At 63.9% G+C, this 15,970-nt stretch carries 15 protein-coding genes; 7 read left to right on the top strand and 8 right to left on the bottom strand.

Translation table 11 applies throughout. The features are described 5' to 3' along the window. Positions 1-79: 79 nt before the first annotated feature. From repB to QM672_RS13130, 3 genes are all read left to right on the top strand, one after another. The gene (gene repB, locus QM672_RS13140) at positions 80-1,072 is read left to right on the top strand and encodes a plasmid partitioning protein RepB (protein ID WP_311944845.1); all 993 of its coding nucleotides are present in this window, start codon (positions 80-82) and stop codon (positions 1,070-1,072) included. 154 nt (positions 1,073-1,226) lie between these two features. Further along, positions 1,227-2,453 carry a plasmid replication protein RepC gene (repC, locus tag QM672_RS13135; protein WP_415083062.1) on the top strand — a complete coding sequence of 409 codons (1,227 nt, stop codon included), beginning with the start codon at positions 1,227-1,229 and terminating at the stop codon, positions 2,451-2,453. Positions 2,454-2,806: 353 nt separating this feature from the next. Further along, positions 2,807-3,916 carry an RHE_PE00001 family protein gene (locus QM672_RS13130; protein WP_415083060.1) on the top strand — a complete coding sequence of 370 codons (1,110 nt, stop codon included), beginning with the start codon at positions 2,807-2,809 and terminating at the stop codon, positions 3,914-3,916. A 43-nt stretch (positions 3,917-3,959) separates the two neighbouring features. On the opposite strand, the gene QM672_RS13125 is transcribed toward QM672_RS13130, so the two are convergent. From QM672_RS13125 to QM672_RS13090, 8 genes are all read right to left on the bottom strand, one after another. Further along, positions 3,960-4,397: a thioesterase family protein gene (locus QM672_RS13125; protein WP_311944849.1), complete on the bottom strand. Its 438-nt coding sequence runs from the start codon at positions 4,395-4,397 to the stop codon at positions 3,960-3,962. Next, complete coding sequence (locus QM672_RS13120) at positions 4,390-5,115, bottom strand: glutathione S-transferase family protein (RefSeq protein ID WP_415083058.1); 726 nt, start codon at positions 5,113-5,115, stop codon at positions 4,390-4,392. The genes QM672_RS13125 and QM672_RS13120 overlap by 8 nt, the downstream gene beginning before the upstream one ends. 80 nt (positions 5,116-5,195) lie before the next feature. After that, on the bottom strand, positions 5,196-6,155 hold the full coding sequence (locus QM672_RS13115; RefSeq protein ID WP_415083056.1) for a LysR family transcriptional regulator: 960 nt from the start codon (positions 6,153-6,155) through the stop codon (positions 5,196-5,198). Between the two features lie 135 nt (positions 6,156-6,290). Then, positions 6,291-7,460 (bottom strand): acetylornithine deacetylase, encoded by a 1,170-nt coding sequence (gene argE, locus QM672_RS13110; RefSeq protein ID WP_415083054.1) that lies wholly within the window; start codon positions 7,458-7,460, stop codon positions 6,291-6,293. 163 nt (positions 7,461-7,623) lie between these two features. Then, positions 7,624-8,301 carry a DUF1028 domain-containing protein gene (locus QM672_RS13105; RefSeq protein WP_311944854.1) on the bottom strand — a complete coding sequence of 226 codons (678 nt, stop codon included), beginning with the start codon at positions 8,299-8,301 and terminating at the stop codon, positions 7,624-7,626. 11 nt (positions 8,302-8,312) lie between these two features. Next, positions 8,313-8,732, bottom strand: a complete 420-nt coding sequence (locus QM672_RS13100) for a RidA family protein (RefSeq protein ID WP_311944855.1) — start codon at positions 8,730-8,732, stop codon at positions 8,313-8,315. Between the two features lie 369 nt (positions 8,733-9,101). Further along, complete coding sequence (locus QM672_RS13095) at positions 9,102-10,556, bottom strand: 4-hydroxyphenylacetate 3-hydroxylase family protein (protein ID WP_415083051.1); 1,455 nt, start codon at positions 10,554-10,556, stop codon at positions 9,102-9,104. A 330-nt stretch (positions 10,557-10,886) separates the two neighbouring features. After that, positions 10,887-12,020, bottom strand: coding sequence for a branched-chain amino acid ABC transporter substrate-binding protein (locus QM672_RS13090; RefSeq protein WP_068289175.1), 1,134 nt, complete (start codon positions 12,018-12,020; stop codon positions 10,887-10,889). A 253-nt stretch (positions 12,021-12,273) separates the two neighbouring features. Here QM672_RS13090 and QM672_RS13085 point away from each other — a divergent pair, with 253 nt between their 5' ends. From QM672_RS13085 to QM672_RS13070, 4 genes are read left to right on the top strand one after another with little or no spacing between them, the layout of a single operon-like run. After that, on the top strand, positions 12,274-13,191 hold the full coding sequence (locus QM672_RS13085) for a branched-chain amino acid ABC transporter permease (RefSeq protein WP_149250520.1): 918 nt from the start codon (positions 12,274-12,276) through the stop codon (positions 13,189-13,191). Positions 13,192-13,194: 3 nt separating this feature from the next. Further along, a complete protein-coding gene (locus tag QM672_RS13080; RefSeq protein WP_415083048.1) occupies positions 13,195-14,382 on the top strand; it encodes a branched-chain amino acid ABC transporter permease in 1,188 nt (395 codons plus the stop codon). Between the two features lie 11 nt (positions 14,383-14,393). Further along, the gene (locus QM672_RS13075; protein ID WP_415083047.1) at positions 14,394-15,182 is read left to right on the top strand and encodes an ABC transporter ATP-binding protein; all 789 of its coding nucleotides are present in this window, start codon (positions 14,394-14,396) and stop codon (positions 15,180-15,182) included. Further along, positions 15,175-15,873 carry an ABC transporter ATP-binding protein gene (locus QM672_RS13070; protein ID WP_311944864.1) on the top strand — a complete coding sequence of 233 codons (699 nt, stop codon included), beginning with the start codon at positions 15,175-15,177 and terminating at the stop codon, positions 15,871-15,873. Before QM672_RS13075 ends, QM672_RS13070 begins: the two co-directional genes overlap by 8 nt. Positions 15,874-15,970: the final 97 nt, after the last annotated feature.

Below are 15,970 nucleotides of genomic sequence, written 5' to 3'. Positions count from 1 at the left end.
AAGCGTTTTTTGACAGCCGTGCAGACCGGCAAAAAAATACATTCTTTCAATATGTTGGACGAGAGCAGGGGAGGGCGCTTTGGCACGCAAGAATCTTCTAGCGAGCATCACCGGCCCGGCTGCGGATCGGACGATGCATGAAACGCGCTCCGACTATGCTTCGCGCGGGGCATCGCGCTCCATGATGCTGTCGATCGAAGAACTGGCCGAGAGTGCCAAACGTCTCACCGATGGCGAGACCATTGTCGCGCTTGATCCGGACCTTCTCGACGCTTCCTTCGTCTCCGATCGTATCGAGGACGACGAGGAGGAATTTGCCCTATTCCGCCAGGGGATCGAGAAGGATGGCCAGCTTCAGCCCATTCTTGTTCGCCCTCATCCGGACAGTGACGGGCGCTATATGATCGTCTTTGGCCATCGACGGGCGCGCGCAGCACGGGAGCTCGGCATACGGGTGCGTGCCGTGGTCAAGAATGTCGAGGAAATCGCCCATATCATCGCGCAGGGCCAGGAAAACACCCGCAGGGCCGACCTGTCCTTCATCGAGAAATCGCTGTTTGCCGCCAAACTGCTCGCGATGGGCCAAAGCAAGGATACGATCAAATCGGCCCTCACCGTCGACGATACGCTGTTGTCGCGCATGCTGTCGGTGGCTGAGATCGTACCCGCCTCGATCATCGAGACGATCGGTGCCGCCAAGATGATCGGCCGTGACCGCTGGGAAGAACTCAAGAAGCTCCTGCTACGGCCCGGCGCAGCCAGCCAGGCGGAGGAACTTCTCGCCGAGGAAGACTTCCGCCATCTCGATACGCCTGCCCGCTTCAACCAGTTGCTCACCCATCTCCAGCGCGCACGCAGACCGGTCCGCGCAGCACCCGCACCACAATCGGCCGGCAACTGGGCTGCGCAGGACAAGCGCGTGGCGGCCAGTTACCGAAACACCGGCAAGTCCTTCAGCCTCTCGCTCAAATCGAAGGATGCGGGCGAGTTCGGCAATTACCTCTCGTCCAACCTGGAGGCACTTTACGAGGCCTTCAGGGAGGCAAAACAACGCAACCAAACAGGAGATTAACCCCGCAAAAGAAAAAAGCCCCCGAGCGTCGCCGCGCGGAAGCCTTTTCTGTCGTAAGCAAACAGAGAATCTCATTTCCGCGAATCACTGTCAAGCGTTTCAGGCGTCGTACTTCGACGAGCGGATTTCTTTTGCCTGGATAAGGTGAAAGAGAGTGCAGATTCATCATGCAACGTCGCCCTTTGGGCGGCGAACGCTGACACTTGCCCAAATTGCAAGTCAAGCGATCGCCAAGACGCGTCCAACCACGCGCGCACGACCAAAGTGGGAGATCTACCAGGCCCTATGCACGGCACGAGCTCGTCTCGACATTTCCGAGCGCTCTCTTGCCGTCCTCAATGCCCTGCTGACTTTCCACCCCGAGACCACTCTTTCGGGTGAAGCCATCATCGTGTTTCCATCCAACGAGCAGCTCAGCCGCCGCGCCCACGGCATGCCCGCCTCGACACTGCGACGCCATCTTGCCGTCCTCGTCGAAGCCGGCCTGATCATCCGGCGCGACAGCCCCAACGGCAAGCGCTATGCCCGTCGCAATCGCGGCGGCAGCATCGAGCTCGCCTATGGCTTCGACCTCGCCCCCCTGCTTGCCCGTGCCGACGAGTTCATGCAGCTCGCCACCGAGGTCGAGGACGCCGCCCGATCGCTCAAGCTCGCCCGTGAGCGCATCACCATCTGCCGGCGCGACATCTCCAAAATGATCGCCGCCGCACAACAGGAACTGATGCACGAGTCCCCTGAGAAAGCAGAGGGCCAAATCTGGCTCGACCTGCACACCCTCTATCGCGACCTTGTCGAAAGCCTGCCACGACGCGCCACCCTCGAACAGCTCGAGACCTTGGCGAACCAGCTTTCAGCACTGGCCGACGACATTCTCAACCGCTTGGAACTACAGATCAAAACTGCAAAAGTGAGCACCATTGAGTCCAGCAATGGGCGCCACATACAGAAATCAGATCCAGAATCCCTTATTGATTCTGAACCAGCGACATCCGCCGCTCAGGCGCCGAAACCGGCACCGGCAAGCCATGCCGCTACGCTCGACGGCAGCTACACGCTCGGCATGGTCTTGCGCGCCTGCCCCGACATTGTCGATTACACCCGCAACGGTATCGGCAATTGGCGTGATTTCCTCGGAGCCACCAACCTGGCCCGCTCCATCCTGCGGATCAGCCCAAGCGCCTGGGAGGAGGCGCAAACCGTGATGGGCGAAGCACAGGCTGCCGTCGTCATCGCCTGCATCGTGCAGCGAGCTGCCAATATCAATTCGGCTGGCGGTTACCTGCGCAGCCTCACCCGCAAGGCCGAGGCAGGGCAATTGTCGCTTGGCCCCATTCTGATGGCACAAATCCATGCCCGCGAACCACAGCCCTCACGAACCTGACGATCATCATGGCCAGGATGAAACGAATGATGACCTTTGCAAAAAAAACGGCCGGAAAACCGGCCGCTGCTTGGATAGGCATCCAAGAAGTTTCTCTTGGGAGGAAACCCCGGGAACCCATCAACCCACCGGGGAAGAATGGGGACGTGCTCCCGACAACGGGGATATGGAGAGAGGCAGGCTCCGCTTCAAGGTCGGACAGCGTTAAATATCGGCAAGGTCGGAATTGGAAGCCCATCTTCCGACGACGAAGGTCAAAAGAAGACCTTCTCGATGTGGCGGAAGCTAAATATGTGTTAGGTTCCGTTATTTGATTTTTCATTAGGGTTATCAGGCCTTTGAAAATAGCTGGTTTGGAGCTTGGAAAGCTACCCTGGGGCGAAATTGCGGTCCCTCTCGCCATCGCGGAGGATGGACTTGCGCGGCTCGACGAGAGGCTACGCACCAGCCCGATCCGGCAGGGCTGGATCGCGCGCACCCACTTCTACGATGCCGCCGGCAGCTTGTGGCTCGACGGCGAATTGGTACATCTCGAAGACCTTGTGCTGCACGACGCGGCCATGGACGCACGCACACCGACCCATGAGCTTACCCGGGCCCATACCGTCCTGCGGGCCCGGCGACGCATTGCGTCTGCTCCAGCCGACTGGGCTCTCTCGCAGGAAGGACTGGCGAGCCTGCTCGGCAGGGAAGCCCCCCCGCAAGGTGGATCACCTCCCGCGTCCCGGGAAGCAGATGATCCCGAGCGCCAAGGAAAGGACAGGGCGATCGCCCAACCCGGTGAAACGGAGGAGGACCAGGCCTGGGCCGCCGAACTCGCAGCCATCGATGCCATAGTCTCGCGCTCATCAGCCGTGCTCGCCGGCGAAACCGCCTCGGCGCCCAATCGCAAGCCGGACATCTATGATGCCGACTGGGACGAAGAGGCGCGCCTTGAGGAATGGCGCGAAGACATCAGGCACCTGGACGGTCTGCCACCGGTGCTGGCCGCAGCAACTGCGGTCCTCGCTTGGGAAACCATCGAGCCCCTGCAATATGCCGCCTGGCTCGGGCGCGCGCTGGGAGCCGCTGTCCTGCGGGCGCGCGACAAGGCGCGCTTTCATCTGCCTTGCCTGTGCGTGGGCTTGCGTGCCTTGCCTCGTGAAACGCGATTTGCCCATGGTCCCGGGCCGCGGCTCCTGGCCTTCATCCAGGCCATCGCGGTGGCGGCAGAACAGGGATTGAAGGATCACGACCGCTGGATGTTGGCTCGACATCAGCTCGAACGACACCTCGCCGGCCGTCGCTCCACCTCGAAACTACCGGCCTTGATCGAGCTGCTGCTGACGACGCCTCTCGCCTCGGCACAGCTCATCGCCAAGCGGCTCGATATCACGCCGCGGGCGGCGCAGGACCTCATTGCGGAACTGGGCGTGAGGGAGATCACCGGGCGAGGCCGCTATCGGGCCTGGGCGATCATATAAGCGGACATGGCAAGGCTGTCTGCGGTTCCCTATAGCGTTTGCTCTAGGCCGGCTGAGGCCGGTGAGCGCCCAGTTCGTGCAGACGCTTGGCAGCTCCTTCGGAAAGGGCACGAGAGCGGCGCGTGCTGTTGTCGACGAGTACCACGACGCTCTGTCCCTGCGCGACACACGCCCCGTTCTGGAATACGGCCTGATCGAGCGTAATCGAACTGCGGCCGAAGGCGCTGACCCTTGTGCCGATCTCCACCGTCCCGGGCCAAAGCACCTCGGCACGAAAATCGATGACCACGCGTGCAAGCACGAAAGAGCTGCCGGCATCCGCGATGGGGGCGGCGAGATCATGGAGGAGTTCAACCCGGCCCGTCTCCAGGAAGGTTGCAAAGACCGCATTGTTCACATGGCCCTGCCGGTCCGTATCGCCATAGCGCAGCTTGTCGGTGGTCAGGAACTCGTAGTCTGCCGGCACGGGCAACTCAGGCATCGGGCAACTCCGAAACGACCTTGTGGTGGGGAGCCTGACGCGCAAGACCATCGAAGAGATCGAGCAGGCGCTCGCGCCAGGCATGGATGGTGTCGTCAGCCGCCAGGAGGGTGACATCACTGGTGCAGCGGGCCCACATGAACATGCCGAAGACGCAGTAATCGGCATAACTGGGCTGCAAGCCTCCGAGGAAGGCCTGTCCACCAAGCAAGTGGCGCAGGGGTGTGAGCGTGTGGCGCAGCCTGTCGAGATGGAGCTGCTGGTCCTCGACGACCTGTTCCAATGTCTTGCCGTAGCGCTGTTCGCGGCTCGCGCGAAAATAGTCCCGGTCCTTCTCGTCGAGGATAGTGTAGATATCCAGCAGGATCAGGCGGGCGATGGCCGGCAGCAGGGCCGTATCGGCCCAGCTGTTGACGAAACGCGTCACGGCTGCCGCTTGCGGCGCGCCGAAGAGGGGAGGGCGGTCGGCAAAGCGCTCGTCGAGGTGAAGCGCGATGCGCCAGGAATCGGAGACGACATTGGCGCCATCGATGAGAACCGGCACCAGCCCCTGGCCCGAGAAGGCGATGGCTTCCTTGTCGGTGAAACGCCACGGCCTGCGATCGGCCTGAAGCCCCTTATGGGCCAGGGCCATCCGGATCTTCCAGCAATGCGGGCTGAAGCGAAGCTGCGGGTCGGACCCGGCGAGTTCGTAGAGGATGAGTCTTGGCTCGTTCATGCCGCCTCCCATGCACAAGATGGCGTCCGGCCGCATGGTGTCGGGCCGGACAGGCATCCGGGTGCGAGAATCAGGATCGATTACACCTCATCGGCTATAACACGAGAGGGACCTGACTCGGTTCCGCGCATGCCTGGAATATGATCGGCCGAGATGACCTCCCGGCAATGAGCCTCGAAGGCGTCGACGATGCGCGGGCGCCGCATGTCCTTCAGGCAGGCCAGCCCCATCACCATCGGGGCGGTATTGCCCTCGAGCTCGACATAGGCGAGAGGGCGGCCGTTTTCCGCCATCATGTTCACCGGCCTCACCGTCAGCATGGAAAAGCCGAGGCCCGCACCGACATAGGACCGCAGGGTCGAGGGGCTGGCCGTTTCGGCGACGATCCTCGGGGTGATGCTGCGCTGCTCGAACATGGAGAGGAAATATTGGCGGCTGAGCGGCAGGTCGAGCAGGATGAAGGGCTCGTCGGCCAGTTCCTCCAGGCGTACGCTTGATCTGGTGGCGAAACGGTGGTCGGCCGCCAGCAGCACATAGGAGGGCATCTCCACCAGGGACTGGAAGCTCATGTCCGGCGTCAGGTTGAGCTGGTAGGTGAGGGCGATGTCGATCCGGGCAGAGCGTAGGCCTTCCAGCAACTCGGCCTCGCTGCCCTCGGTCACCACCATCTGGGCATCGGGATATTTGGCGATGAAACCGCGCCAGAGCTCCGGCATGATCAGGGAGGAGAAAGTGCGGAAGGAGCCGACATTGATCGGGCCCGACACGATGGAGCCGGCGGCATTGGCGACGTCGTAGAGTTCATAGGCGGCGCGCAGCGATTCCTTGGCGGCCCTGAGCAGGCGCTTGCCCGGTGTGGTCAAGGACAGGCCCTGGGCGTGCTGGCGTACGAAGATCTGCACGCCGAGCTCGGTCTCCAGATGCGAGATCGCCGCCGAGACCGAGGGCTGGGAGATGTTGACCAGCTCGGCCGCCCGGGTGACGCTGCCGGTCTCGCCGGCGGCGACGAAATAGCTCAATTGTCGCAAGGTAAAACGCATGGGTTGCTCCTCACGCGGCCTGCGGCGGCATCGGCGCCTCGCGTTGCAGGCCCTGAATCATTCGATCAACTGCCAGACAAAATCCTCGCTTCGGCACGGTCCGTCAAAGCGGCAACTGGCCGCTCGGGCACGCGATCACAGGCCGACGGCAAGGCGATCGACCAGTGCGGCAAGCATGGCATCGCAACGGCCGAGCTGATCGGCGCCGACATATTCGTCGGGCTTGTGGCCCTGCGCCATGAAACCGGGGCCGCAGACCGCCGTCGCCAGGCCGAGCCTATCCTGGAACAAGCCTCCCTCCGTACCGAAGGCGACCTTGAAGGTCGGCTCCCGGCTTTCATTGATCAGGCGCAGCAGCGTCACCACCGGGGAATCGACGGGTGTCTCCAGGCCCGGATAGGCATTGACCTCGTCGATGGCGATGGCGGCTTCCGGAAAGGCCGGACGCAGCGGCGCGACGATCGCCTCGGCATCGTCCTTCAGATCGGCAATGATGGTCTGGGGATCATCGCCGACGACGTTGCGGATCTCGAACTCGATCTCGCAGCATTCCGGCACGATGTTGAGGGCCTGGCCGCCGCTCATGCGCCCGGCGTGAAGGGTGGTGTACGGGATCTCATAGTGCTCGTCGCGCCTGCCGGTCTCGGCGAGGAGACGCTGGCGCTCGCGCAGCCTGCCGAGGAAGTCTGCCCCCAGATGCAGGGCGTTGAGCGCGAGCGGCGCCAGGGCCGAATGGCCGGCGCGGCCGGTGCAGCAGGCCCGCAGCGCTACCTTGCCCTTGTGCCCGGTGGCAATGCGCATGCCGGTCGGTTCTCCCACGATACACAGAGCAGGGCGGATCGGATGGCTCGACAGCCGGTCGATCAGGCTACGCACGCCGACGCAGCCGATTTCCTCGTCGTAGGAAAAGGCAAGATGAAGAGGCGTCTTCAGTTCGCACCTAGCTACCCGCAAAGCCGTGGCAAGGGCCGATGCCACGAAACCCTTCATGTCAGTGGTGCCGCGGCCATAATAACGGCCGTCCCGTTCGCAAAGGGCGAACGGATCCGTGCTCCAGACCTGGCCCTCGACCGGAACGACATCGGTATGGCCGGAGAGCACGACCCCGCCATTGGTGGCGGGACCGATGGTCGCGAACAGATTGGCCCTGGTGCCGTCCGGGCTCTCGACGAGATCCCAGCCGATGCCGGCGCCATCGAGCAGGCTGGTGACATAGCCGATCAGCTCGCGGTTCGATTGCCGGCTGATGGTCGCAAAACCGATCAGGCGCTCGAGAATGTCCAGGGTCGTCGGTTCGGTTGCCATGCTGTCATCGCCACATGAAGGGGCCCGGTCCTGCGGACCGAGCCCGCTGAAGCAAAGCGCGTTTTGGCTCGAACGCCCATTTGCTCCAGCTTCGTGTTTCAACGCGTCTTTGCGATTCATGGTGAGACCGTAAAATCGCAAAACGCTTTGTTGTCATAGCCGGTCAGAGATCGCCCGGTACGCCATAGCTCGGCGCCTGGCTCGGGTCGAGGGCCCGCGAGACATAGGCTTCCATCTCACCCTTCCAGCGCTGCCAGAGCTGGTCGAGGTCATCGATCGGATCGCCCTCGCTCCAGTCGACCCTGAGATCGGCGACGGGCCAGGCGACATCCCGCACCAGCAGCATGCCGATGGAATGGACGGGGCCTTCCTCGCCCCCCGCCTTCACCGCGGCCCGCATCGCGCCGACCAGGCGATCGCCGAGCGATTGTGCCGCCGCTGCCTCGAAGGCCGCGACCATGGCGACAGGCACTTCCGGCGACGACAGGAGATTGCCGGCCGCGACCACGCCGGCGCCCTCGACCACCCGATGGGTGCCGAGCGTCCGGCTGCCCGAGAAGCTGGCGGTGCGGCCCTCGCTGTCGACCAGAGCGAGCTGACGGAAATCGAGATGCGGCGCCTCGGCCTTGAGGCGTTCGAGGGCTTCCGATGCCGACAGTCCCCCGGCCATCAGATCGAGGCCCTTCGGCCCGAGCCGGGGATCGGTGATGTTCTGCGTGGCGACGACGCCGACACCGGCGCGCGCATGGGCGCAGCGGGCGGCGACGCAGGGCGAGGACGAGGATACGGCGATGCCGAACATGCCGGTCCGGGCGCAGCGCGCCGAGATCGAGAAGGTCATCGGGCTCTCCCTCAGGCCGCGTCGGGGATGACGGCCGTCACCTCGATCTCGACCACCCATTCGGGCCGGGCCAAGGCAGGCACCACCAGGCCGGTGGAGCAGGGATGGACGCCCTTGAACCACTCGCCCATCTCCAGATAGACCGCCTCGCGATAGCGGATATCGGTCAGATAGACCACAATGCGGCAGATATGGGCCATTTCACTGCCGGCTTCCTCCAGCAGCATCTTGATGTTCTCCAGGGATTTGCGGGCCTGGGCCCGGGGATCGCCGACATGCAGGCTCTCTCGGGTATCGAGGTCCTGGGAGACCTGGCCGCGCAGGAACACCATGGTGCCGCGGGCGACCACGCCCTGGCTGAGATCGGTGTTGAGCTTCTGCTCGGGATAGGTGTCCTTGGTGTTGAAGGGGCGAAGACGCTTGTGGATCATGATCGGGTACTCCGGGTGGTGGCTTGAAGCGTTTCCAGGAAAGGTTGGTCGGTCGTTGCTCAGTCCTCCACCGCCGAGGTCACGCTGCCCCTCACCCTTACCCTCTCCCCGTAAGAACGGGGCGAGGGGGCACCGGCGTCGCGAATGATCCTCGGACCTGTCGCCTCGCCCGACGGTTGGGCGAGACGAAGCGTTTTCGGCCTGAAACGCTGCGGTCGTGGTCCCCTCGCCCCATTCTTACGGGGAGAGGTCCGCACTTGCTTTGCAAGTGCGAGGGGTGAGGGGCAGCGCCCCCCGGAGCAGATCGAGCCGTCGACTTTCCGACTGAGAAATCGCGTTAGAACAAAGAGCTAGAAAGATTGCCTTCGCCTAGCGCTGGGCGGTGAGGATGCGGTCCGACAGGCCGGCGGATTTCTTGGTGAAGCGCAGGGCGTCGTTCCAGTCGAAATTGCGGTAGACGGCACCGAGATGGGCGAAGGGTGGTGACTGGGCAAAGAGCTGGAAGGTGAGCCGGTGGCCGGCATAGTCGGAGTTGAGTAGATCGCGGGCGAAGGCGAGCAGCTTGCGCCGGTCGTTGCTGTCCCAGTTCTCGTTGAGCGTGTAGTACTTCTTCAGCCAGACTCCGGCTTCCTCGTCGGCGAAACTGGCAGCGTCGGGGGTGACGCAGATCTGGCCGCCGCAGAGCTCGCGGGCAATGTGCATCATGTGGTGGAGCTGCGAGCAGGCATGCACGCGCCCGGTCATCAAGAGGGACTGGTTCGGCATCAGCAGGCCGCCCGGGCTCTTTTCGGCATTGGTGATCGCGGCGGTCAGATGCGCGTTGATGCCCTCGCGGTAGCAGGCGAGCGTCGCCAGCTTTTCCTGGACTGCCTGCTGGTTTTCCAGGCCGGTCTGGCGCACGTTCCACAGGGCCGCGCCGATCAGCATGTCGGCGAGCTTGAGGTTGCGCTGCACGAAGGCGAAGGCCGAATAGCGGTGCAGCGTGGCGCGGATGAAAGCGGCGGCCTTGGTGTGCTGGTAGAACAGCACGTTCTCCCAGGGGATCAGCACATCGTCGTAGATGACGAGGCAGTCGACCTCGTCGAAGCGGTTGGCGAGCGGATAGTCCTCGGCCGGGGCGCGGCCGGCAAAGCCGGTGCGGGCGATGAAGCGCAGATTCGGCGAGGAGAAGTCGCACACGAAGCCGACGGCATAGTCGGACAGTTCCGAATTGCCCCAATTGGCGATGGTCGGCTTGGTGAAGGCCTGGTTGGCATAGGCTGCGGCGGTCTCGTATTTGGCCCCGCGCACCACGATGCCGGCATCGGTCTCCTTGACGACATGCAGGAGCATGTCCGGATCCTGGTCCTGCGGCCGCTTGGAACGGTCGCCCTTGGGATCGGTGTTGGCCGAGACGTGGAAGGGGTCCCGGTCGACGACACGCTGGATGTGGTTGCGGATGTTGACCGAGAAGCGCGGGTCGACCTCGTTCAGGATGTCCTGGCCGTCATAGAGCGACCACATCTCGCCGGCCGTCTCGTCGCCGACGCGGGTGACGACGCCGCCGACATCCTCCAGGATGGTGTCGGTGGCCAGGCGCTTGGCGTGCCAGTCGTCCTGGCTGTGGGGCAGCTTGAGGCCGACGGAATAGCGCTCGCCATTTTCCTCATAGCTGAGGATGTCGCGGGTGGCGTCCTCATGCGCGAGGTCGTAGATGCGCGCGCGGATGTCGACCAGCGGCTTGAATTGGGGGTGGACGGTGACGTCCTTGACGCGCTCGCCATTGATCCAGATGCGCCGGCCGTCCCGGATCGAATCCCTGTATTGCTGCCCTGTTCTGAGCATCGTCTTTCCTTCGAAGTTTTCAGCGACATGAAGGCATGTCGCGAGGTGTGCGGCGGGTGAGGCCCGCTTTGCTTGTGTGCCCGGTTGAAGGCGCCAAGCGTTTGATGATGTCAGGGGCGCGTAGCCCCTCACCTCCATCCTCTCCCCGTAAACGGGGCGAGGGGGCGCAATCGTCGCGCCATGTCCTGTAGTCCGGTGTCTCGCTCAACCGGTTGGGCGAGACGGTCCGATTTCGGGTTCGAGCACTACGCCGATGTCCCCTCGCCCCGTTTACGGGGAGAGGGTAAGGGTGAGGGGCAGCGCACCCATCAAACAAAGGTTGTGGAACCTTCAGTTCGTCTTGGTGGTCCAGGCGCCGTCCTTGACGACCTTGATCTCGATCTCGACCGGGATCTGGGTCTGGCCGTGATCGTCGAACGAGGTGGTGCCGAGCACGCCGTCATGCTTGATCGAGCGGATGGCCTGGGCGAGCTTGGCCTTGTCCTCGATGCCGTTGTCGGCGATCACCTTCAGGAGGATCTGCGTCGCCTCATAGGCATATTTGGTATAGGGGCTGGGCGCCTCGGCATAGTTCTGGGCCTTGTAGTCGGCCTCCATCTTGGTCAAAGCCGGGTTGGACTGGGAAGCCGGATAGCTGACCATGGTGCCTTCGGCGGCCTTGCCCGCGACCGAGATGAATTCCGGATCGTAGAAACCGGAAATGCCGATCATCGGCATGGTCAGGCCGAGCTCGGCCATCTGCTTGCGCAGGATGCCGGCCTCGGTGATGACGCCGCCGAAATAGATCGCGTCGGGCGCCTCGCCCTTGATGCGGGTCAGGATGGTGCGAAAATCGGTGGTGCCGACCGGGAGCAGGTCGGTCGAGGAGGTCTGGCCGCCGGCCTCGCCGAAGAACTTCTTGAAGAAGTCAGCGTTGGAGACGCCATAGTCGGAGGTGTCGGCGACGATGGCGACCTTCTTGGCACCCAGCGTTTTGAAGGCCCAGCCGGCCAGAGGCTGGTTTTCGGCCACCAGAGTCGGAGTAACGCGGGTGATCTCGGGCAGGTTCTGCTCGGTGATCTTCGGGCCGATGGCGCCCCAGACGATCATCGGCATCTCGAAGCGATGGAAGACCGGAATGGTGGCGAGCGCCACCGGGCTGTTCCAATGGCCCGTCGCCGCCACCACGGCTGAATCATTGGCCAGCTTCATGGCCGCCGAGACGCCGGTCTGCGGGTCGGACGCGTCATCGAGCGCCACGCCTTCGATCGTATAGGGATAATTGCCCTCATTGGCCTGCTTGATGGCGAGCAGGAAGCCGTTGCGGGCACCCAGGCCCTGGGGGGCGTTGCCGCCGCTGAGCGGGCCGAGGAAGCCGAGCTTGATGGTGTCCTTGGCCAAGGCCAGAGTCGGCAGCGAGGCCATGGCGGTCGCCAGCAGCACACTGCCGAGGAGGCGGCGCCGGCGTGCGTTGAAGATGGTCATGTCTATTCCCTTGCTCGATGGTGCGCCGGACCACGGCAGGATGGCTGGACTTGTCTTCTTGTTTGGGAGCCTGTGGCCGGTCGGCTTGTCCGAAGACGAGAGCAAGGGTGCGAAGTTTTTGCGAAAGCGAGAAGTCGCAATTTTTGAAGCACTGCCTCAGAAATGCCTAAGCAGCGCCGGCTTTCATCACTGCCCCGCCTATGCCTAGAAAAGAAGACCGGACACTCGGCAAACGAGGCGGGAGGGGAATTCTATGGATGCGCTGCTCGCGCAATATCTGCTCAACTGGCTTGTCCTGGCCAGCATCTATGCCTTGGTGGCCTTGGGGTTCAGCCTGCTGTTCGGCGTGCTCAACGTCATCCATTTCTCGCATGGCGACGTCTCGATCACGGCGCCCTTCGTCGCCCTGGCGATGATCCAGATCCTGACCGGCGGCATGCTCGGCTTCGATACCGTGCCGGCCGCCCTGATCGCCTGCCTGATCGCGATCGCTTTTGTCGGCCTGCTCGGCGTGCTGCTCGACTGGCTGGTGATCCGTCGCTTCCGCAATGCCCCGGCCATGATGGCCCTGGTCGCCACGGTGGCGCTCGGCACCGTGGTGCGCGAGCTGATCCGCAGCTTCTATCCGCAGGGCAGCAATCCCAAGCCCTTCCCAGCCCTGGTGACGGGCGAGGTCTCCCTGTTCGGCCTGACCATCCCGGCCTTCAGCCTCACGGTCATCGTGCTCTGCATCGCCATGGTGGCGGCCCTGTTTGCCCTGATGCGGCACACGCCGCTCGGCATGCGCATCCGGGCCGTCGCCGAAGACCGCAATACGGCGCGCCTGATGGCGATCAATCCGAGCCGGATGTTCGCCGCGACCTTCCTGCTGGCCTCGGCGGTGGGGGCGATCGGCGGCCTGTTCTATGCCAGCCATGCCGGCGTGGTGCGCTTCGATTTCGGCATCCAGCTCGGCCTGATCGGCTTTTCGGCCGCCGTGATCGGCGGCCTCGGCTCGATGCAGGGCGCCATACTCGGCAGCTTGCTGATCGCCGGCATCGAGATGCTGGCGCAGGCTTTGCTGGCGGATGGCGCCTCCTATCGCCTGGTCTGCATCTTCGTGCTGGTGATCTGCGTGCTGGTCTTCAAACCCTCGGGCCTGCTCGGCAAGCCTGTCTTCGAGAAGGTGTGAGCGATGGCCGCCACCACGCATAATCTGTCGCAGGCCCGTGCCGGCGCGTCGCTCGGTGCCCTGGCCATCGTCCTCGGCGTCGAGCTCGTCGGAGCCGTCCTGCTCGGAGCCCTGCTCCTGGCCGAACAGACCTTGATCATCGTCGCTTTGCTGGCCCTGCTCGGGGCCGGTTTCGCTGCCCTGCAGCTCAGGCCGCAGATCGAAGAACAGATCGTCGCCGCCTTCCGGCGGCACCGCGGCGTCGCCACCCTCCTCGGCATCGCCATCGTCCTGGCGTTTCCCTTCTTCATGCAGGGCAGCAGCTATGCGCTGCATCTGCTCATCGTGGCCCAGCTCTATTCGGTGCTGGCGCTCGCCCTCAATTTCCAGCTCGGCAGCGCGAACATTCCGAACTTCGCGACGGGCGCCTCCTATGGCATCGGCGCCTACACCTCGGCGCTGCTGGCGATCAATTTCGGCATTTCCTTCTGGCTGACCCTGCCGATCTCTGCGGTGGTGGCGACCCTGTTCGGCTTTGCGCTCGGCTTTCCCTCCATGCGCACCAAGGAGAGCTACCTTGCCCTGGTGACCATCGCCTTCGGCATCGTCATCCAGCAATTGCTCAACAACCTGTCCTGGACGGGCGGACCCAACGGCCTGGTCGGCATTCCCGCGCCGACCTTCTTCGGGCATTCCTTCATCAAGCCGCTCTACATCTTCGGCTACAAGCTGCCGAGCCAGGCCAATTTCTATTATCTCTCGGCGGCGCTGGTGGGGCTTGCCATCCTCTCGGCCGGGCGCCTGCATCACAGCCGGGTGGGCCTGGCCTGGAATGCCTTGAGGGCCGATCCGCTCGCGGCGCGCTGCCAGGGCATCAACGTGGTCTGGTACAAGATCCTGGCCTTCGGCGTCGATGCCTTCCTCGCCGCCTTCGCCGGCACCATCTACGCCTTCTATGTCAGCTACATCTCGCCGGACAATTTCACCTTCGTGGTGTCGGTCACCATCATGACCATGGTGATCGTGGGCGGCATGGACAACACGCTCGGCGTGATCATCGGTGCCTTCCTGCTGACACTGCTGCCGGAAAAGCTGAGGGTGTTCTCCGACTACCGCCTGCTCTTCGTCAGCGTCATCGTGATCGCCTTCCTGATCCTGCGGCCCCAGGGGCTCTTCCCGCAGCGCGCGCGCAATTATGGGGGCCAGCCATGAGGGAGCCGGTCATGAGCCAGGCGCTTCTGGAGACCCGCGGCCTGACCATCCGCTTCGGCGGGCTGACGGCGGTCGATGGTGTGGACCTCAGCCTCGGGCGCTCCGAGATCCTGTGCATCATCGGGCCGAACGGGGCGGGCAAGTCCACGCTGTTCAACGTCATCACCGGCATCTACCGGCCCTCCAAGGGCACGGTGGCGCTGGAGGGGCGGGACATTACCGGCAATCCTGCCCATCGCATCGCGGCCGCCGGCATCACCCGTACCTTCCAGTCGAGCCGGCTGTTCAACGACCTTACCTTGGTCGACAATGTGGTGATCGGCATGCATTGCCGGACCCACACCGGCGTGCTCACGGCGCTGCTGCGTCCGGGCAAGGCCCGCGCCGAGCTCGATGAGGCGGCGGAGCGCGCGGGCGAATTGATCCGCTCCATCTCGCCCGACCTCTATGAGCGGCGCCATACCCTGGCAGGCACGCTGCCCCAGGCCGACCGCCGGCGCCTGGAGATTGCCCGGGCGCTTGCCTCCGACCCGAAGGTGATCCTGCTCGACGAGCCGTCCTCAGGCATGGACGACCGCGACACCGATGCCCTGATGGCCAGCATCCGCTCCGTCATGGCCCGGTGTGCCGGGCTGTCCTTCCTGATCATCGAACACGACATGCGCCTGGTCAGGGCGCTGCCCGACAGGGTTGCCGTCATCGATTACGGCCGGAAGATCGCCGACGGCGATTTCCAGGAGGTGCGGCAGCTGCCGCGCGTCCAGCAGGCTTATCTCGGACACAAGGCCGGCCATGCTTGAACTCAAATCCGTCTCGACCAGCTATGGGCCGGTGCCTATGCTCCGCAACGTCTCGCTCGAAGTGAACAGGGGCGAACTCGTCTGCCTGCTCGGGCCGAACGGGGCCGGCAAGAGCACGACCTTCAATGCCATTTGCGGCCTGATCAGGCTCGATGCCGGTTCGATCGGCATTGCCGGCAAAGACGTGGCTGCGGTGGGAACCGAGCGCCTGTCGGCGCTCGGCGTCGGCTTCGTGCCCGAAGGGCGCCGGCTCTTTCCGACCCTGAACGTGCGCGAGAATCTCAAGCTTGCCTTCGATGCCTCCAGATGCCGGGTGCCGTTCGAGGACCGGCTGGAGGCGATGGCTGGCCTGTTTCCGCGCATTCGCGAGAGGCTGACGCAGGGGGCGGGGACGATGTCGGGCGGCGAGCAGGCCATGGTGGCGCTGGCCCGCGCCCTGATCGGCAACCCGCAGCTGGTGGTGATGGACGAGCCCTCGCTCGGCCTCTCCCCCAAGTTGATCGACGAATATTTCGACATCGTCGGGCGCATCCGCGACGAGGGCAAGACCGTGCTGCTGATCGAGCAGAATGCCGAGACGGCGCTGTCGATCGCCGATCGCGGCTATCTCCTGGTGCGCGGCCAGATCGCGGCGAGCGGCACCAGCAAGGACCTGCTCGCCAACGACACGGTGCACCACCTCTATCTTTAGGCGACCCTGCGGATGTCGGGCGTGCTGCGGCTTTTCCGAACCCGTGCCGCGGAAATCCATATTTTCCAGCGCCGACGAATTCCGGAAGGATCGTCGG

This window comes from Labrys sp. (in: a-proteobacteria), assembly GCF_047605565.1.
In the GTDB taxonomy this organism is placed as follows: Bacteria; Pseudomonadota; Alphaproteobacteria; order Rhizobiales; family Labraceae; genus Labrys; species Labrys neptuniae.
Note: the sequence above shows the minus strand (reverse complement) of the source record. Positions and strands in the feature narration are given on the sequence as shown.